Source organism: Paenibacillus sp. E222, assembly GCF_013401555.1.
Classification (GTDB): domain Bacteria; phylum Bacillota; class Bacilli; order Paenibacillales; family Paenibacillaceae; genus Paenibacillus.
In genome coordinates this window covers 3,623,531-3,642,301 of sequence record NZ_CP058552.1, presented here as the reverse complement: position 1 = coordinate 3,642,301, position 18,771 = coordinate 3,623,531, and the positions used below count along the sequence as shown (strand labels likewise).

At 48.8% G+C, this 18,771-nt stretch carries 14 protein-coding genes; 2 read left to right on the top strand and 12 right to left on the bottom strand.

Annotation, left to right across the window (positions count from 1 at the left end; genetic code table 11):
• Positions 1-82: 82 nt before the first annotated feature.
• The 4 genes from HW560_RS16380 to HW560_RS16365 form a co-directional block, all read right to left on the bottom strand.
• A complete protein-coding gene (locus HW560_RS16380) occupies positions 83-886 on the bottom strand; it encodes a response regulator transcription factor (RefSeq protein ID WP_090900992.1) in 804 nt (267 codons plus the stop codon).
• Between the two features lie 68 nt (positions 887-954).
• Positions 955-2,352: a glycosyltransferase family 2 protein gene (locus tag HW560_RS16375; protein WP_177185755.1), complete on the bottom strand. Its 1,398-nt coding sequence runs from the start codon at positions 2,350-2,352 to the stop codon at positions 955-957.
• A gap of 22 nt (positions 2,353-2,374) precedes the next feature.
• Positions 2,375-3,586 carry a HEAT repeat domain-containing protein gene (locus HW560_RS16370; RefSeq protein ID WP_179263930.1) on the bottom strand — a complete coding sequence of 404 codons (1,212 nt, stop codon included), beginning with the start codon at positions 3,584-3,586 and terminating at the stop codon, positions 2,375-2,377.
• A 26-nt stretch (positions 3,587-3,612) separates the two neighbouring features.
• Positions 3,613-5,838, bottom strand: coding sequence for a hypothetical protein (locus HW560_RS16365; RefSeq protein WP_179263928.1), 2,226 nt, complete (start codon positions 5,836-5,838; stop codon positions 3,613-3,615).
• Between the two features lie 861 nt (positions 5,839-6,699).
• Here HW560_RS16365 and HW560_RS16360 point away from each other — a divergent pair.
• Complete coding sequence (locus tag HW560_RS16360; RefSeq protein WP_179263926.1) at positions 6,700-7,944, top strand: DNA polymerase IV; 1,245 nt, start codon at positions 6,700-6,702, stop codon at positions 7,942-7,944.
• Positions 7,941-8,282, top strand: coding sequence for a YolD-like family protein (locus tag HW560_RS16355; RefSeq protein ID WP_111618793.1), 342 nt, complete (start codon positions 7,941-7,943; stop codon positions 8,280-8,282). The genes HW560_RS16360 and HW560_RS16355 overlap by 4 nt, the downstream gene beginning before the upstream one ends.
• 247 nt (positions 8,283-8,529) lie before the next feature.
• Here HW560_RS16355 and glsA read toward each other — a convergent pair whose 3' ends face one another.
• The 8 genes from glsA to HW560_RS16315 all read right to left on the bottom strand — a co-directional run bounded on the left by glsA (position 8,530) and on the right by HW560_RS16315 (position 18,730).
• Complete coding sequence (gene glsA / locus HW560_RS16350; RefSeq protein WP_090901009.1) at positions 8,530-9,471, bottom strand: glutaminase A; 942 nt, start codon at positions 9,469-9,471, stop codon at positions 8,530-8,532.
• A gap of 114 nt (positions 9,472-9,585) precedes the next feature.
• Positions 9,586-10,068: a GNAT family N-acetyltransferase gene (locus HW560_RS16345; protein WP_177185756.1), complete on the bottom strand. Its 483-nt coding sequence runs from the start codon at positions 10,066-10,068 to the stop codon at positions 9,586-9,588.
• Between the two features lie 205 nt (positions 10,069-10,273).
• Positions 10,274-11,566 carry an L-lactate MFS transporter gene (locus tag HW560_RS16340; protein ID WP_179263923.1) on the bottom strand — a complete coding sequence of 431 codons (1,293 nt, stop codon included), beginning with the start codon at positions 11,564-11,566 and terminating at the stop codon, positions 10,274-10,276.
• 120 nt (positions 11,567-11,686) lie between these two features.
• Positions 11,687-12,499: a LytR/AlgR family response regulator transcription factor gene (locus HW560_RS16335; protein WP_179263922.1), complete on the bottom strand. Its 813-nt coding sequence runs from the start codon at positions 12,497-12,499 to the stop codon at positions 11,687-11,689.
• A 10-nt stretch (positions 12,500-12,509) separates the two neighbouring features.
• On the bottom strand, positions 12,510-14,162 hold the full coding sequence (locus tag HW560_RS16330) for a sensor histidine kinase (protein WP_306459246.1): 1,653 nt from the start codon (positions 14,160-14,162) through the stop codon (positions 12,510-12,512).
• 1,246 nt (positions 14,163-15,408) lie between these two features.
• Complete coding sequence (locus HW560_RS16325) at positions 15,409-15,696, bottom strand: stage VI sporulation protein F (protein ID WP_090901017.1); 288 nt, start codon at positions 15,694-15,696, stop codon at positions 15,409-15,411.
• A gap of 114 nt (positions 15,697-15,810) precedes the next feature.
• Complete coding sequence (recG, locus tag HW560_RS16320; protein ID WP_179263920.1) at positions 15,811-17,856, bottom strand: ATP-dependent DNA helicase RecG; 2,046 nt, start codon at positions 17,854-17,856, stop codon at positions 15,811-15,813.
• Positions 17,857-17,866: 10 nt separating this feature from the next.
• Positions 17,867-18,730: a DegV family protein gene (locus HW560_RS16315; RefSeq protein WP_179263918.1), complete on the bottom strand. Its 864-nt coding sequence runs from the start codon at positions 18,728-18,730 to the stop codon at positions 17,867-17,869.
• Between the last annotated feature and the right edge of the window lie 41 nt (positions 18,731-18,771).

Below are 18,771 nucleotides of genomic sequence, written 5' to 3'. Positions count from 1 at the left end.
TGTTTGTCTGTAAATGTACTTATTGGGCTGATAAAAATGAATGAAGGCTATTGGCTTCTCTTGGCTTTGCTTGTGGTTGCATTTAGTGCAGGCAGCGCCTGATTCGGGCATCCAGCTCCACAGGTGAGAACGGTTTGGTCATATAATCATCGACTCCGCTGCGGAAGCATTGGCTGATCGTTTGTTCCACACGTTGTTCCGTTAATACGACGATTTTGGGCGGCTGCTCCACATCCAGGTTCTGAATATGTTGAATGAACGGCAGGCCATCAATGCCATACAGATTCAATTCGGTCAGTACCAGGTCAGGCGTGAGTTTCTCAATCAGTTCCAGTGCAGCCAGTCCATCCACCGCTTCATAAGTTTCATACCCCTGCATCTTCAGACGCAATTGCAGAAACTCGCGTACCGTCGGATCGTTATCCACAATCAAAATTCGTTCCGGCTCGTCTGCCGTCTTGTCCAGCGTGTAGATATGAATCTCCGACGGGTCTACCAGCTTGGCGGACTCAGCCATATGTTGAATGGTTGCCTTTGAAGGACGCTCACCTGCCGGGAAACTTGCCAGCGTAATTTGCGGATCGGCACCAGGTACCGTCTCCTGCAATTCATGCTTGATGCGAAGCCCCTCATAATGAACCTCATCCAGTGTCAACCCTGGCAGCAGGACAGCAATCGCCTGTGTGGCTCCATCCTGCCAGACCTGGAAGGCAGACTCACTGGTCTGCTCCAGATATGTCCTGACCTGCTGCTCCGGCTGAGACTGCCCTGCACAATGGATGAACATTAAGCCGCATGTTTCGGCACCCGTTTCTTTCAATCCCTGTTCTACACTGCGGTACACATTAACGGCAGCCTCACGCTGCAATGTCGCCGTATTTGGCATGTTCTTTTCCACCCTTCTCCCTCGGTTATCTATATTGTTTCTGCTGTATTACTTTGATTACGCTGTGCTTAAGCCGCCTCGCTTGTCTTCTCTTCTTCGGACCAGCTTTGGCGTGTCATGGTACCCCATGAGTTATTGTTTTGCATGAACTGGATATGCCCCTGCAATCTCCACAGCACGCCGAGCTGATGATAGCCGACGAATTTCAGAGCGGAGTAGAACAGCATTTTGACCAGATCCGATAGCTTGTTATACCGCTTGAATGCAATTTCCTCGAGCACAAGTGCTCCCACACTCAGCAGATAACCACTCACCACGTTGAGCAATCCAAACAGAAGAAGTATCGGCCACTGAGTCATATCCATCAGTACATATCCCGTGAGAGCGAGAAGTCCGGTAATGCGGAAATACGGGTTCAGCGCTTCAAAAAGGATGTTGTACGGCATAGTCAGCATGCCCATGACTTTATATTTCGGGTTGAACAACATGCCGCGATTCTCGATCATGTTCTTCAGATTTCCACGTCCCCAGCGCTTGCGCTGACTGGACAAGATCCGGTAGGAATCCGGCGCCTGCGTCCAGCACACGGCTTCAGGGCAGAAAGCTACGCGGTATTTCAATTTGTTCTCCAGCATATAACGGTGAAGCTTGATGATAATGTTCATGTCTTCACCCGGATAACCGTCCCGGTATCCCCCAACCGCAATAACCGCATCCTTGCGGAACATGCCGAAGGCACCCGAGACGATGATCAGACCATTCATGTGACTCCAACCGATCCGTCCGCCGAGAAAGGCTTTGAGATACTCGATGGACTGGAACATTGGCCAAATCTTGCGAGGCAGTGAAACGTCCTGCACTGCCCCATTCTCGATTTTGCAGCCGTTAGCTATCCGTACATCCCCACCAATAGCCACCGTCTCTTCCGGATTCTCCATATACATGCGAGCCATACGAATCAGGGCATCCTTCTCCAGCAAAGAGTCGGCATCGATGGAAGAAATCAACGGATAATGAGACAGGTTGATTCCGGCATTGAGGGAATCGGCCTTTCCGCCGTTTTCCTTGTCAATGACATACAGGTCGGGGAATTCCGGATTGTGGTAGATCCCGCGAATTTTCTGACAGGAAATCTTGCCCCGAATCTTCGTGTTGGGTACCGGCTTCAGACGATATTCTTCCAGCAACACCTTTAAGGTGGTATCGCTGGAACCATCATTCACCACGATGACTTCATACGTTGGATAATTCAGCGTCATCAGGCAGTTTACATTTTCAATAATCGTCAGTTCCTCGTTGTATGCAGGCACCAGCAAGGAAACCGATGGTACCAGCTCCGAGCCTGACAACGTATTGTATTTGGAATAATGCGAACGCCTGAAGATTGTCCAAATGTTACGGAATGATAAGGCCAGAATCGAAAAGTAAAGCGTATTTACGGCAACGACATAATAGATTGCAACCATGCCGTAGATTAATAGTAGATCTCTAAGCAGTGTAATCCCCTCCTACCGCAGCCACACCTGTACGTTTCGTGCTTGTTGTCCGGTTCCCACGTACGGGACCGAAGTACCGATCATACAGCAGCCTTTTTTTGTTATGTGCAATCATCTGGTCAACGGCTTTGTGGTCTGTTCCTGAGTGCTGCATCGTACTCTCAATCTGCTGCATTGCAATTTCCCGTTCAGCACCTGTGCCCTCCACAGCGGCTTGACACAAGGCTTCAAATCCCGGTTCGCCCAGCTTGCCCAGGCTCTCCGCACTGTTATAGCGTACGCCCCAATCTTCATCACGCAGCGCTTTGCGCAGCAGTGGAATGCTGCCTGACGCATGTTTCGAACCGAGCGCCTGCACCACTTCGGCACGCACCTCCGGGTCCGAATCCTGCATGAGCTTCAGAATGGTTTCGTCCTGAAGTGCCGGACTTGCGCTAAGGTACAGCTTCACCGCTTCTGCCCGTACATCCTGATGTTCTGCACCAACGAGTCTGTCGAGTGCAGGCATCACTTCCGGCACAGCTTGTCCCCACATCGCAACCAGTCCCACTTTGACAAAGTCAGGATTGCGATCTTCCAGCAACTCAATCAGAATTCTGCTTGGTTCCAGACTGGTTTCGAGCAAAATATCTGCTGCCAGATGATGAATCGATTTTCCTTTGGTCAGCAGCAGCGCGAGCATGTCTTTCAGTTCACCCTGACGGATCGTACATCTTGCGATCGAACGACCAATCATAATCGCCATCGGACCAGGCTTCTCATCCTTAAGCAATTCCATCAAGCCTGGAACGGCCTCCGGACAACGCATGCCGCCCAATCGATAAGCTGCATCAATCTGGCGTCCATAACGAATACGACTCAGTTCCTTCAGATCATGCTCTACAAATCCAGCTTCACGGCAGAGTACAATCAATTTGTTGCGATACTCGCCCTTGAACTGATCAATCCATTCAATAAGCTTGCTCTGGATGACCCGACGCTCCAGCGGGGCCAGCTTCCCAGGTGGCAATTTCAATGGACTGTCCTCTGTCAGCGCCGTCTGCAGATACGTAAAGTAGTCACGCTGCTTTAATTTATAAAACTCAATCTTGCGCCGTTTGCCGTTGTGGGACATTTTCATGGCAAACAGCAGGATTACACCTACAACGACAAGCGCCGTACAGATGTATAGAAATAGATAAGCCAAAGCCAAATTCGGAAACATGTGAAAAGGTCCTCCTTTATACTCATTTATTCGGTCTGAAAACTTGGAATTTGTTCATACCGTTTCTTCATTTCCTCGTAGCTCAGTTTCAGTCGTTCACTGTACTGTACCTGCTCCCAGGGCTGCCAGCTGTATATAGGCAATGTTTTCACATCCAGTGTCTTCTGGTCACCACCAGGCCAAGAGATATTTCCAGTAGAACGATCCATTAGCCACGGAACCAGAGTAACGCCCTTGACTGCGACCGTTTCGAATTCCCGTCCACCTTTCAGCGCTCCGTACTTGATCGCTTGCAGTGAACTTGGGTCACCGAATCCAAGCAGCATCCATGGAATACGCATCTCAACCTGATTACCGTTATATTGCCAGGCGGTTAACGAATCGGTATCGGATTGATCTGGAGCTGTCGTTCCGCGTTTCAATGTACCGACCTGCTCATTCATGAACGGTTGGGCGGACCGGGTATCCGGTGGGGTCATCCGCAGGCTGACTGCCAGGTTCCATGGATGGAATGGATCTGCCGCATTCTCTTGCTCCTCGGTCAGCATCCCGTAACCGTCCTTGCCATAGAGGCGCTGGTTAAAGTCATAGTCCTTGGCGATCTCCACTTGTGATTCATCATCCTGCCCCAATGTAATCACCGTTTCGAGTCCATCACTCAGCGTTCGATCCGGAAGTCTCGTACCCGGCTGATTCCCACCATCCAGCGTATCCGTTCCGATGCGCAGCAAGGTCTGGTCCGGGTCAAAAGGTTGATCCAGCGTCATGCCAATGTACAGGTAGGCTTCATCATGGGTGATTTTCATTTCCTTGATGCCGTCTACCTTACCTTGCCAGATGGTGACCTCTTCCTTCTTCAGCGCATTCCAGTCATCCAGTTTCCCGTCGATGGTCAGCTGTTCCTGCTTACCGGGGTCCATGGCGAGCAGACCGAACATCTTCTCATTCGTCAGCACGTTCAGCCAGTAGGCCCGCCGATCAGCTGGAATTTCCAGCGGCATCGTGTTCCAGGTTTTTTTGAACCACTCATCCTGCCACATGAACAAAATCGCTCCCGCATACCCCTCATCATAAATATCCTGAGTCAGCGATGCGTCGATCTCGCCCTGCTCGGCCTCGTTATGTCCGCCCTGATCCCGACCCCCCATACCCAGATGGGAGATCCCAAGCGAAGACGGTACACCATACTCTGTAATCATTACAGGCATATCGGAAAACTCGGCTTTGAGCTTGCGCAGATAACTTTTGTACGTGTTGTACTCGCCGTTCTCATCCTTGATGGTCTGGAGTGTCTGGTCCGTATGGAACAAGTCCGGGTAATAAGGGTACACATGGTATGCGGCAAAATATCCGCCCTGCCACTCTTCCGGTTGAATATGTCGCGCATCCACACTCACCAAATCCTCTTCGAACAGCGGCTCGCCCGGATGATCCAGCACATCGGTGGTTACCCAATTGGTGAAGGTCATCGGATGCTCCCATCCGTATTTCTTCTCCAACACGGCTGTGTAGTCCAGCAGCTCTGCCAGCCAATTTTCGAACGGTGATGCATCCTGCGTCCCGGAAAAATGAACGCCTTTGTACTGCGGCACGTCGGGGTGACTCTCATTCGTGTTGTTCACCATCGAAGGGTCCCATTCGGTCCCCACATGCCAAGCCATTAGATATTTCCCGGCATTCGTCTTGTATTTGCCGCTTGACTCTCCCGGTTTATCGGGAATGTCCGCATCCCCATATACAGCCGATACCGCCTTTTCAATCTCCTGCTTGAACGTCTGCTCAATATGGTCAGCATAGGCATCCTGCTTCTCGATCAACTCTTCTTCCGGCGACCATATGCCCTGTATAAAATATAACGGTTGCTCCCGGCCACGGTTATACTCAACCAATGCGTTGTAAAAAACCGGCTCATGTACCGTGTACACCCGGATGACATTGGCCCCCAGATCCTCAATCTGCTGGAACCACTTCAAGTAATCCTCTTTGGTCAACGGAAACTCGCCCGGGTAATGTCCTGGTGATGTCGCGCCCAGGTTCACACCTTTCACGAACATCTCCCGCCATGCGCCATCGGGTCCATATTCCATGAACCGGTCTCCATCGGTCTTGAACTTCATCTCCGTGCCATTGTCCGCTGTGTACGTAACGAGCTGGGGCTGCATATAGTGCCATCCGGCAAATATTCCGCCTGTCACTATGGCCGCTCCTACAAACATCGTTAGCAACCAGCGTCTACGTCTTCGTCTGCTCATGGCTCTTAATTGCTCACCTCTCTAGTATGCATCCTGCTTCATCTGCGGATCTTAAATGACATGAAGGTCTGCGGGTAATCCCGCATCGGATGTCCGCTTTGGGTAGAGATGTCAGCGGTGTAGTTCTCACTATAGCTCTAAGACTCTGCATTTGTAACTAGGCTGATGGAAGCAAACGTGAACTGCAACATTCTGCCCATAATTCGTAAAATGCGCCATCAACTAGCATCCAGGAGTCCTTCTTGCTCTTATGTTCCATGGACACGAATATATGCCACTTTAACCGTCCGTTTGAGGTTCTTCCAGGCTTGCACATCTCTACCCGTTATTGTTATATGCAACGCGGATTGCGAGATCTGTTTCCGCTTGAACGCTTACCCCATTAAACGCTAATGATATTTTAAAGTTGCGGACATTTTTACAGTATTAACCATAAAGATTACAAAATTGATACTATAGTCCGATAACGTATCCTTGAAAACCCGCGCCCTATCAAGGTTTTCTGAAAAGTGCAGAAAATGAAAAAAGGACATCAGTCCCCCCCTATAGGACTGTGCCCATCTATATTACTTTTACACAAAGCCCAATGAACACCCGGTCATCACCCGGAAGTCACGGATCTCTTACATGAAATGTAAAAAAATACATCTTATTTCCTAAATTTTGACTCTATTAGGTCCATCCAATATTTGTGTCCAAATTGCAAAATAATTCCGGTTGCCGCATCTGACATTGTCGGATATGCTTATAAAACAGGAACACTTGTTCCATACTGTAAATAAACTGTAAAATAACGTTGACTGAATGAAACCCATCACTGCACAGAAGCAGCCGAATCATGAATAAAAGGAGAGAAGTACTATGCCCCGCAAAGACGGACGTGTCATTATGCTGGCCGATTGCCAGTCATTTTATGCCAGTGTGGAGAAGTCTGCACATCCTGAATACAGAGACCGTCCGCTTGTTGTTGCGGGAGATCCTGCACGCCGTTCAGGCATTATTCTGGCCGCCTGCCCACTCGCCAAGTCCTATGGAATTACTACTGCAGAACGACTGGGTGAAGCTCTTGCCAAATGTCCTGATGTGGTCGTCATTCGTCCCCGGATGGCCGAATATATTCGTGTTTCCCTACACATTACCCGTATCCTTCAGTCCTATACCGATCTGGTTGAACCATATAGCATTGACGAACAGTTTCTGGATGTCACCGGAAGTTTGGATCTGTTCGGCAGTCCCGAAACGATTGCCCGCAGCATTCAGGACAGGGTCATGGAAGAGACTGGCGTCTATATCCGCGTTGGCATCAGCGACACCAAGGTAGTCAGCAAAATGGCCTGTGACCTGTATGCCAAAAAAGTCCCAGGAGGCATCTACACACTGCCCCGCAAGGACATGCAGAAAACGTTGTGGAATAAACCTGTTCGAGACATGTTTATGGTCGGTTCCCGGATGGGGCAGCATCTTTATAAGATGGGGATTCATACGATCGGTGATCTGGCGCAGACTCCATTGTCTCGACTGAGAGAGCGTTGGGGTGTCAATGGTGAGGTACTGTGGCGTATTGCCCGCGGAATCGATGATTCTCCGGTAAAACCCGGGACATATGCTCACCAGCAGCAGGGCATTGGACATCAGATGACATTGCCTCGGGACTATGAATCGTGGGCAGACATCAAGGTGGTGCTGCTCGAACTGGCAGAGCTGGTCAGCCGGCGTTCCCGGGACAAATCCCTCATGGGTAATGTCGTCTCTGTAGGATGTCGGGGGCAGGATTACGATCGTCCAACCGGCTTCTCCCGCCAGATGAAGGTGAATGAACCTACCAACATCACCGATGAAGTATACGATGCAGCGGCAGCTCTGTTTCTGCGCCATTGGGACGGATTACCCATTCGCCGCATCAGCGTGTCATTGACCGGACTCGTGCCCGATTCCGAAGTACAGCTGTCCTGGTTCGATGACCGTGAACGCAAAAGAGAACTGGAACGTGCCACCGATGACATCAAGCGCAAGTTCGGAGAAACCGCGATCATGCGGGCCTCCTCGCTCTGCTCGTCCGCACAGGCACAGGACCGTTCTCATAAAATTGGAGGTCACTATAAATGAGTAAAAAATTACAGCAAAACGGGATTTTTGAGTCGTCGCGCATGATGCTTCCCGAACACCGGGAAGCCTACATCATTCATCAGGAGCAACTCGCTCCCCGTAGCCGTCCATCCCTGGATGCCCAGGCAGCGGAAGAAATGTCCCGTTTACTTAGCAACTCCATGCTGCTTGGGGACGCAGTCACCATCACCCTGTTCCATGAACATGATGATATCCGTTTTACCGGACAGGTGCTTCGACTGGACTCCCCTGCCCGCACTCTCAGACTGTTAACGGAGACCGGGACCCGGGACATTCAGATGAATCTGATTACGGATGTGGTGCTCGCAAATGAATGATGCGAGCCAAAGCCTCAGGCGAATGCACGTGATATAAAGGGAGCATCCCGAATTCACCCCAGCGTGCGGGTATACCGGAATAGAAGCAGCATGGCTGTTGCCATGCAGGACCGTTTTCCTACATGTTTTGAACCAAGACTGAAGCAGCCGACAAGCTGTATTCCTATCAGACCATTTCGTTCCAAAGAAGCAAAAGGACGAAATGGCGATTCATCGGCCACTCAGGAGGGTAAGGGGATTTCTTAGTTTAGAACAAACTCCAGTCAAATTCATTGGAAAGACGCTCAAGCAGATGCACGCCTGCAATGCTGTTTCCTTTCCGATTCAGAGCCGGACCTACAAGCCCGATGCCAAACTGGCCTGGAACCAGAGTCAGAATTCCACCCGACACTCCACTCTTGGCAGGCAACCCGACCTGAATCGCAAATTCGCCTGATGCATTATACATACCGCAGGTAGTCATGAACGTTTTGGCGATCTGCACATAACGACGAGGAATAAGCTCATTCCCGGTGATCGGATCTGTCCCGTCATAAGCAAGCACCAGTGCCATACGGGCCAGGTCCGCACAAGTCACCTCGATGGAGCAATGGCGGAAATAGACGGCAAGCACATCTTCGACATCATCCTTGAGCACACCATTGTGCTTCAGAAAATAACCAAGCGAGCGGTTCAGATGGCCTGTCTCCGATTCGGACCGATACACCGCCTCGTTATAGCCCAGCCGATCATTATTGGCCAGCTTGCGGAAAAATTCCAAAATGCGCCGTGACTTCTCCTCTTTGCAATCCCCGGCAATCAGGGACGATACCGTAATCGCACCCGCATTGATCAATGGATTAAACGGAATACCCGGTTCGACCAGTTCGAGCTTGATCATGGAATCATAATCATCCCCAGTAGGTTCTTTTCCTACATTAAAGAAGACCGCTTCCTCCCCATGATCCATCAGGGCCAGAATAAGTGTAAATACCTTGGAGATACTTTGCATCGTAAACGGGACACCACAATCTCCGGCTGATACATGATTGCCTTCGGCGTTCATGATATGTATACCCAGTTCGTCCTGTGAGGCCTTGAACAATTCGGGAATATAAGAAGCCACTTTCCCCTGTCCAGTGTGCAGACGGCTGGTCTCCAGCCATTCCGGCAGCAACTGGTTCAGACGCTCCATTGCAGCATTGCTCATCTCCATCTCCTCCAAATCTCTGTATGAGCATTTCACACGCCTCCGAATGACAAAATCCCATTGAAGTGATGCAAAATGCCCGGTATGGTATGTATTACCCGCAAGCCTGATCCCTTACCGCTTCACCTGAAGATTCAGCTCCAGAATCTCGCCAGGTAACCCATGATAATCCCCAACCCATGTGGATACAAAGTTCTGTCTGAGCAATATTCGACGTGATGCCGCATTGGATGGATCGATAACCGCATAGAGTACACCAATTCCCGCCGCCTGTGCCTGAATAATCAGCCGAGCTGCGATGGAAGTCCCGTGTCCTTTCCCCCAATACTCCGGCAGAATCATGTAACCCATTTCCGCCCGGGACGGATCGGCTTCATCCGGGATCAGTTTGGCGTAGGCCATGCCTACCCCATCTTCACCAGATATTCGATAATAGCCACAATTGTTGCCGAGATTATAATTCAGCATGGATTCAAATTCCGCCGTAGCTTCATGCTCAGGCAGAGCCCGTTCGGTAATCTGCTGCATGACTTCAATATTGGACACAAGAGCATAATAATCAGCAAAATCAGATGGTGCATATTTCAAGAAATTCATGACGAACATACCTCCTCCAAATGGCTAACAAGGACTTGCTCTTTTTATTTCACCTAGAGTATACCAGAAGCAAAGTATGCATTGCACACAACCGCTTCTTGTACAGAAGTCTCCATTCCTCTGAGGTTGAGCCGATACCAAAAAGCGGCCTCCGTAGAGACCGCCAGCTTGCTTTTTATAAAATAGAACGTCATCCCCACTACGATCAGCTTGCCCGGGATGAAGGGTTAAGATTCATCTGCTGTTCACGTTGACGTGTACGACGTCCTTGACCCGGAGGCGTAATAATCAACGCCAGCAAGAGCGAGATGGCACACAGTACAGCGATCACAATAAAGGTAAGATGGAATCCACCCAGCAGGGCGCTGATAAACGATCCAGCCAAGGCACCCAATCCAAATCCCTGATAGATCACGCCGTAGTTTTTGCTCTGATTTTTCAGTCCAAAGTAATCTGCTACAATCGCCGGGAAAACCGTGATATTGCCACCAAAGCAGAATGCGATAGCGGCCACACAGGCGAAGAAGATGCCAAAGCTCAGCGGTACCAGACTCAGCGTCATTACGGCAACAGCCGTAACCAGCAGTGCTCCGGCAATAACTTTCATCCGTCCTACTTTATCCGACAGCGCGCCCAGAATGATACGTCCAGCGGTGTTAAAGATGGCAACCATCGCTACCGCATTGGCAGCTGTAGCCACATTAAGACCTGCCAACTGCACACCGATGTCTTTCACAATACCGATCAGATACAGTCCACTCATACATGCCGTGAAGAAAATAACGAACAGCATATAAGCTTCTTTTGTACGCAGCATTTCTTTGACCGTATAATCATGACGTGTTACTTGTTGCTTCCCACCGTCTGTGCTGCTTGCTGCCGGAGCTTGTTCACGAACAACCGCTTCACGGATCAGGAACGAGCCGCCTACAATCAATACCAATACAATAATGCCCCAGTACATAAAAGCTTGAGCAGGACCAACAGCACCGATTAATGCCGAGTTCACATATTTGAACAACAGACTGCCCGTACCAAAGGCCCCGACCGAAATACCTGAGATCAGACCTTTTCGCTCAGGGAACCATTTGATCAGGTTGGACAAGGAAGTGATGTACGCCGTACCATCCGCGAATCCAACCACAAATCCGGCCAGAATATAGAGCAGTGTCAACGAACTCACTTGAGAACTGAGCACGAGTCCCAGACCAAGCACCACACCCGCTACCCGAATCAGACGACGAAGTCCCCATCGTTCTTGCAGTCGGCCTGCAAATAGTGTGGCAAATGCCAAAGCAAAGCTGGTAATCGAAAAAGTTATCGCGACCGAGCTGACGTCCCATCCGAAACGATCAGACAACGGTTGATTAAATAAACTCCAGGTGTAGATGGTTCCGAGACCCATTTGTACAATAATAGTTCCCAGTACAATAAGCCAGCGGTTCATTTTTATAGTTGTAGATGCTGAATTAGGTGCGGATGAAATAGCTGCTTTCATCGTGATCTCCCCTTTGCCGATGTCATATATATGAATGCGTTCACAAGCTAATCATACATGAAAGGGGATTCATTACACCGATTTGAGCATGAGTTGCATCAGATGCGGAATGAAATGCCTCTAGATGCGCATGAGCTGCCTGAATTCTTTGACTTTGCCCCGGCTAACGGGCACTTCAGCCTCCAGATCACGCAAACGAAGCAGGTACGTATTGTTAAACCAAGGCACAATTTCACGAATTTGAGACAAATTCACCACGTAAGAGCGATGGCAGCGGAAAAAGGTTTCCTGCGGCAATCGGCCGTGAAAATCCGAAATACTGACCGGCATCGTAAACTCACCGTTTTTGGTATACACCTTCGTTACTTTTTCTTGTGCTTCTGCATAATAAATATCGGCGGTATCTGTCACAATAATATTGTCATTGCGCAGCAGGTTAATGCGTCGTTCCGTCTGGGTATTGGATTCCCGCGCCTGCATATGTGATGCAGACCATTCATCGTTGGCTTGAGCCGTATTGTGAGCCTGTCCATCGTCGCTGCCACGTTCACGTTCCTCCTGCTCATGATCCCGTTTGAATGCCGTTTCGAGTTTTTGCAGCATCGCGGCAATTCGTTTCTCATCATAGGGCTTCAGAATATAGTCAAACGCCTCCAGCTCAAACGCTTCAGCCGCATGTTCCTTGTACGCCGTTGTAAATACGATATAGGGCTTGCTCGCAAACTTCCCAATATGATGTGCCAGCATCATGCCATCCAGCGAAGGGATATTAATATCGAGAAAAATAACGTCGACTTCCTGCTCCTGCAAAAACTTCAGCACATCCAGTCCATCTTCCAGACAATCTACCACTTCAATCTGGCTATGTTCCTGTATCAAGTAATTCAGTTCCTCACTTGCCGGAATTTCATCTTCAACAATAAGGGCTCTCATCGACCGTTCATCACCTTGTTACTACATCTCCTTTGGGTACATCAAATAAAATATCGGTTCCTTGCTCCAGCCGTGTAATCGTTAATCCTTTTCCATAAATGAGCTTCACCCGTCGATGCACGTTGTACAATCCGATCTGGTTGACAGGCATCCGGTCATGATATACACGCTCAATAATGTCAGCTCCAATGCCTGCTCCTGTATCACTCACCCCAATTCGGACAAAGTCAGGATAATCCTGTACCCGAATCCGTACGGTCCCGGGTCCTTTCACCTTGAGAATACCGTGGATAATGGCATTTTCCACAAGCGGCTGAATGACCAGACTTGGAATATGCACAGCCACCTCATCAATATCATAGATGACGTTAAGCCTGCTGCCGAAGCGCGCCTTCTCGATCTCCACATAATTGCGGACCTGCTCCAACTCCTTATGAATATCAATAAGCTCATCCGACAGCTCCAGATTATAACGCATATATCCAGACAGATTCACAATCAGCTCACGCGCCCGATCCGGCTTAGTTCGAATCGATGAGGCAATGGCGTTCAGCGCATTAAATAGAAAATGAGGATGAATCGTGGTCTGCAATGCACGCAGCTCCGCTTTATTGGCGGCAGCCTTGATCTCCTCCACACGTGATACTTCCATCTGAGTGGAAATAATCTGGGACAAACCCACAGCCATCGTTTGCAACGGATACGTAATCTTGTACGCTTTACGGTAATAGATTTTCAGGGCACCCGTCACTTCGCCTCGCTCTTTGAGCGGAATAATGAGCAGGGAGTGAATATCCGGCGTTTTTTCGTCAATGACATCATTGCTGATCGTAATCTCTCCACTGGAGATTGTCTTCTTCGTCATCTCACTAATAATTTCATTACCGATGTGATATCGTTCCTCACCAAATCCCACATAAGCCAGTACATTTCGCGTATCCGTAATGGCAACCGCATCCGCCTGAATATCCTCTTGAATAATCCGGCAGATCGTACGCAGAGAGTCTTCATCAATGGAACGGAAGTACGGCAAGGTCTTGTTCGCAATCTCTAGCGCCAGCTTGGCCTGACGAGCTGCAATCATTTCCTTTTCCCCTTCCACACTCTGCACCAGCAGCACGATCAGTCCAATATTCACCTCACCCAATATCATCGGCAGCGCAATCTTCGAGACAATATCGGCACCCAGAGGATCGGGATAGGAATACAGCAGGATAAGCAGCATCGTAAGCGCCTCACAGATCATTCCCGCCGCAATACCGATCATCCAGCGCTTCGACTTAGGCGTATACTTATGTATATACCCGGAGACCAGACCTGCCAGAATACTCGTGATCAGGCACGGGATCGCCGTAACTCCATCCATATCGATTAAATACCGATGCACCCCGGACACAATCCCGGTAATGATGCCCACAGGCCCCCCGAACAGAATACCGCCAGACATGACAGCAATAATGCGCACATTCACCAGCGAGCCTTCCACATTAATACCGGTATAGGTACCGAAGATGGCAAATCCACAGAATAACAACGTAACAGCAATGTACTCCTGCCATCTCAATTTTCCCTTTTGCAAAATCTGTCTAAACCGCGGTATCCTCGACAGAAAGAATAAAAATATAATCAGCAGTGCCGCCCGTTCAAACAACCCCAGCAGCATCGTAAACATCTCTGTCAATCTGACTTCCTCCACATCCGTCAAAAATAAACGCCCCTTATCGCAGCAGCGTTTTCCTCACTTTGAAATCCATGTATGCTCGTATGCAACAGTTTACCGCTCCAATAGGAGGAAAGCAAAGTCAATCCTGTGAAAATAAGATACATATGTACGTTCATTAGTCCAGCTTACGGATAAATTATTCCAACAAATTTATAGCTTAAAAATATAATGTGGTATAATCAGGAAATTATTGTTGCATTGTCTTATCTCCATATTATTATCTAGATTCCAATTGCTCTGTTCATTTTCCTCACAGAAAGGTGTATTTACATGTTTACCATCCTGATCCTTGGTTCACTTCTACTTTTTAGTCTCATATGGTTCACCCTATCCCAAATTTCCAAACGCTCCAAAGATTTCGAACGCTCATCAGGACGAATGCTCCACATCATTTTATGTATTTCGACTCTGATCCTGATTGTACAGGACTACATATTCAAAGAAATACCGTATAACGGCAGCATTATTGCAACATTCATCGCAGTATTCATAATGACCACAATCCCCGACCCTCCTGCGCACATGAAAAAGAAATAAGAGCATATCCGGCAGTGTCATTCCAAATTCTAACGAACCTCAGAAGCCTTATTAAGGTGATTTTGGGGAGCGAGAAAATGTAACGAACCTCAGTGACCTTATTTCATCCGCAAACAGCAATAAATAACGTATGCATGCCGGAATTGAGAAAATAGCGCCTCTCAGGTTCGTTACAATTTCTATCAGGCAGAAATGCTCCAAATAGCGTCACCTCAGTTCGTTAGCCACAGTTAATACGTCTCCCCATAGGTCACGCTCTTCATCTCACCGTTACAACCTCAGCTTCAACAACGATAAAAAACGCATAGCATAAATCATTTCAGGACCAAGGACACGTCTACATTTAAATCAAAAAGGCGATCCATAAGTCAACTTCCTGACTTATGAACCGCCCATCCACTATAATTACTTCATACACATTCGATGTAATTTGGTTTTTATAAAATGAACTCCCAGTTACACAGTAACGGAGAGTGCAGAACCAATCTGGAGAAGCGAAGCGCTCGCCTTTATCACCGGATTTTACCCTTTCAAAGGGTAATTCAAAAAAATCCGGGGATAACAGCGATCGGAAGATGGTACTGCACTCGGAGTGGCCACGTGTAACACCCTTAGTTCATTTTATACCACCCAACATTCCATCGAATCCCTACCTGAACATGCCCCACAGCTTAATCAAATGAAACGTATTGTTCGGATCGATCTTCTGCGCGAGAACAAAAGCAACAAATTGTTCCTCCTGAGCCGCAGAAAAATTCTCGTTCAAAATGACCGCTGACGACTTGACCAGTCTTCTTACTTTTGCCTTATCCTGCAAATCAGACTTGGTGACCCCATCTATCAACTTCTTGATACGCTCTTTGACAGCGGGATTTTTCATTTTCGTTTTGATCCGCTCCACCAGCTGCGGACTGATTCCATATTGTTGGTAACCCAAAACGTACAGCACCTCCTGAATAATGAACTCACTTCTTATTCATATGACAGGAGGGCTTGTACACTTGACATTTTCCCACGGAAAATGTGGAAAACTACATATCCACAGCCCCGATTAATCGATCAGATCACCCTGGAATACTTGCTGCTGCTGTAAAAAGTCACGTAAAGGAGCGTAGTCAACAGACGTCCAGAAGCTCGCATCCGCAATCAGGCTGGACACATCATCTCGCGCCTGCTCCAATACGGCAAAATCCGCAACCATGTCGGCAAGACGGAACTCCGGTAATCCACTTTGCTTGGTGCCAAAGAAATCGCCCGGTCCCCGCAGATCCAGATCTCGACGGGATACTTCGAATCCATCTTCGGTTTCCGTCATGACCTTCATGCGCTCCTGCCCAACCTCTGTCTTGGGATCAGCAATGAGCACACAATAAGATGCATGAGCACCCCGCCCGACCCGACCACGAAGCTGATGCAGCTGTGACAAACCGAAGCGATCCGCATCCATAATAACCATCAATGTAGCGTTGGGTACATCGACACCGACCTCCACAACCGTTGTGGAGACCAGAAGCTGAATTTCGTTGCTGTAGAATTCACGCATCATCTCTTCCTTCTCGCCAGCCGTCATCCGTCCATGCAGCAGACCTACACGGTACTTCGGAAAGTTCTGCTGCATCTGGATATGCAGGTCAATCGCATTCTGTACATCCAGCTTCTCCGACTCTTCAATGAGCGGGCAGATCAGATAGGCCTGACGTCCCTGGTCCACTTCTCGCGAAATAAAACCAAGAACCCGGTCCATCATGTCATGCTTGACCCAGTACGTCGAGATTGGAATCCGTCCCTTTGGACGTTCCGAGATGGTGGATACCTCAATATCACCAAAAGCCGTAATCGCCAGTGTTCGCGGTATCGGCGTCGCCGTCATCGTTAACACATCCGGGTTATACCCTTTACGCCGCAAAATGCTGCGCTGGTTTACACCGAAGCGATGCTGTTCATCCGTAACGACAAGACCCAGATCGCGGAAAAATACATCCTCCTGGATCAGAGCATGTGTACCTACAACGATATCGATTATGCCCATCTGTAAGGATGCAATCAGATCTTTACGCTTGCGTCCATTTACGCTACCCGTTAACAGCCCCACAGTTACGCCAAAAGGTTCAAACAGCTTTTGCAGTGAGCGCATATGCTGTTCTGCCAGAATCTCCGTAGGCACCATCAGTGCCCCCTGAAAACCGGAACGAACGGTTGTATACAGCGCAATCGCCGCAATAACCGTTTTACCTGAGCCTACATCTCCCTGCAGCAATCGATTCATCGAATACGGTGAACGCATATCATGCAGAATTTCAAGCTCTACCTTCTTCTGCGCATCCGTGAGTTCAAATGGTAAACTGCGAACAAACTCGCGAATCGTCGTATTATCCGTTGTGTGCACTACACCATCCATACGATCCCGGTTCAATGCACGGTAAGCCTGCATCTTGAGCTGAAACAAAAATAACTCCTCATACACCATCCGTTGTCTGGCCTGCTGGCCTTCCCGGTTATCCTGCGGACGGTGAATTCCGGCAATCGCCTGTTTGCGAGCCATGAATCCATATTTCTTCATGAGGGAGTGAGGCAGAATTTCAGGGATCATTTCCCCGAATTGGACTAACCCCTGATTAATCGTTTTACGCATCCAGGACTGCGCAATCTTGCCGGTTACGGAATACACAGGCTGCAGCGTTCCCGATCGTCCTTCCCCTTTATCCGGAAATTCCGAGTCCGTTACGGTCATCTGCATACGTTTTTGTTCCCATTTCCCCGTAATAACAATCTCTCGATTGGGCGTAAGCTGCTCCTTCAGAAAATGCCGATTGAACCAGGTGGCTGAGATCATCCATTCTTCCGTCATCACCTTACAGGTAAGGCGTGACTTTTTGCCATAACGCTGCAACACCGGGATGCCCATCACTTTACCCTGTACCGTAATTTTATCCCCGTCCTTCACTTCACTGAGCGAACGCAGTCGATAATCCTCATAACGGAACGGATAATATTCAAGCAGGTCTTTTACAGTAGAGATGCCAAAGGCGTGAAGCTCTCCCTCTTTGAGAGCACTCACGCCGCTAATTTGTTTTACCGATATTTCTTCCCATTTCATGTCTAATCCCTCATTCCGGAACAGGCCACATAAAGATGGCAATTACGCCTGGCCCAACATGGCTGCCAATGACGGCCCCAATATTGGTATATACCACTTCATTCAGTGTAAAATGCCCGCGTAATTGCTCTGCACAAGCGATCGCTGATCCGGGGTCTGCGGTATGACCTACCGCCAGATTAACACGTTGACCCGCCAGATCCTGCTGAAACAGCTCAATAATGCGTGCCATGGCTTTTTTGTGACCTCTGACTTTCTCCACTGCGTAAATAACGCCTTCCTCATCAATGGACAAGATCGGTTTAATATTCAGCAGTGTTCCCAAGATGGCCGCAGCTTTGCCAATCCGACCGCCTTTCTGTAAATACTCCAATGTATCTACGAGAAAGAACAGCTTGCGGCTCTGCTGCATGGCGGCTACAGCCGCAGCGATCTCCGCAGCGGATTTTCCTTGTTCAGCAAGCTCGGCAGCCTGTACGACCAATAAACCATATCCATAGGATGCAGACTTCGAATCCAGTACCGTTATATCTTCTTCACGTTCCAGCAACGATTTGCCAAGCAGAGCCGATTGATAGGTACCACTCATGCCGGAAGACAAATGAATCGATACAATGGGCCGCTCCGGGTCCTCATCCAACAATGTGTTATAGATATTCATAAAATCAGTGGGAGAAGGCTGTGAGGTTGTAGGCAGCACGGATACCTTCTCCAATTTTGCATAGAACTGTTCCGAAGTCAGATCAACGCCGTCTGCATAAGCTTCTTCCCCGAACAAAACACGCAGCGGAACAACATGAATCCCGTATTTATGGATCAGTTCTTCCGGTATATCTGCCGTGCTATCGGTTACGATCGCAACCTTGTGGCTCATCAGATCCCTCCTCTTTGCTTAAGTGCTATTAGTGCATGTTC

What these genes read in the sequence shown, in the direction of transcription:
- HW560_RS16380 (WP_090900992.1), bottom strand. Translation starts at nt 886, where the DNA reads ATGCCAAATACGGCGACATTGCAGCGTGAGGCTGCCGTTAATGTGTAC.
- HW560_RS16375 (WP_177185755.1), bottom strand. Translation starts at nt 2,352, where the DNA reads ATGGTTGCAATCTATTATGTCGTTGCCGTAAATACGCTTTACTTTTCG.
- HW560_RS16370 (WP_179263930.1), bottom strand. Translation starts at nt 3,586, where the DNA reads ATGTTTCCGAATTTGGCTTTGGCTTATCTATTTCTATACATCTGTACG.
- HW560_RS16365 (WP_179263928.1), bottom strand. Translation starts at nt 5,838, where the DNA reads ATGAGCAGACGAAGACGTAGACGCTGGTTGCTAACGATGTTTGTAGGA.
- HW560_RS16360 (WP_179263926.1), top strand. Translation starts at nt 6,700, where the DNA reads ATGCCCCGCAAAGACGGACGTGTCATTATGCTGGCCGATTGCCAGTCA.
- HW560_RS16355 (WP_111618793.1), top strand. Translation starts at nt 7,941, where the DNA reads ATGAGTAAAAAATTACAGCAAAACGGGATTTTTGAGTCGTCGCGCATG.
- glsA (WP_090901009.1), bottom strand. Translation starts at nt 9,471, where the DNA reads ATGAGCAATGCTGCAATGGAGCGTCTGAACCAGTTGCTGCCGGAATGG.
- HW560_RS16345 (WP_177185756.1), bottom strand. Translation starts at nt 10,068, where the DNA reads ATGAATTTCTTGAAATATGCACCATCTGATTTTGCTGATTATTATGCT.
- HW560_RS16340 (WP_179263923.1), bottom strand. Translation starts at nt 11,566, where the DNA reads ATGAAAGCAGCTATTTCATCCGCACCTAATTCAGCATCTACAACTATA.
- HW560_RS16335 (WP_179263922.1), bottom strand. Translation starts at nt 12,499, where the DNA reads ATGAGAGCCCTTATTGTTGAAGATGAAATTCCGGCAAGTGAGGAACTG.
- HW560_RS16330 (WP_306459246.1), bottom strand. Translation starts at nt 14,162, where the DNA reads ATGCTGCTGGGGTTGTTTGAACGGGCGGCACTGCTGATTATATTTTTA.
- recG (WP_179263920.1), bottom strand. Translation starts at nt 17,856, where the DNA reads ATGAAATGGGAAGAAATATCGGTAAAACAAATTAGCGGCGTGAGTGCT.
- HW560_RS16315 (WP_179263918.1), bottom strand. Translation starts at nt 18,730, where the DNA reads ATGAGCCACAAGGTTGCGATCGTAACCGATAGCACGGCAGATATACCG.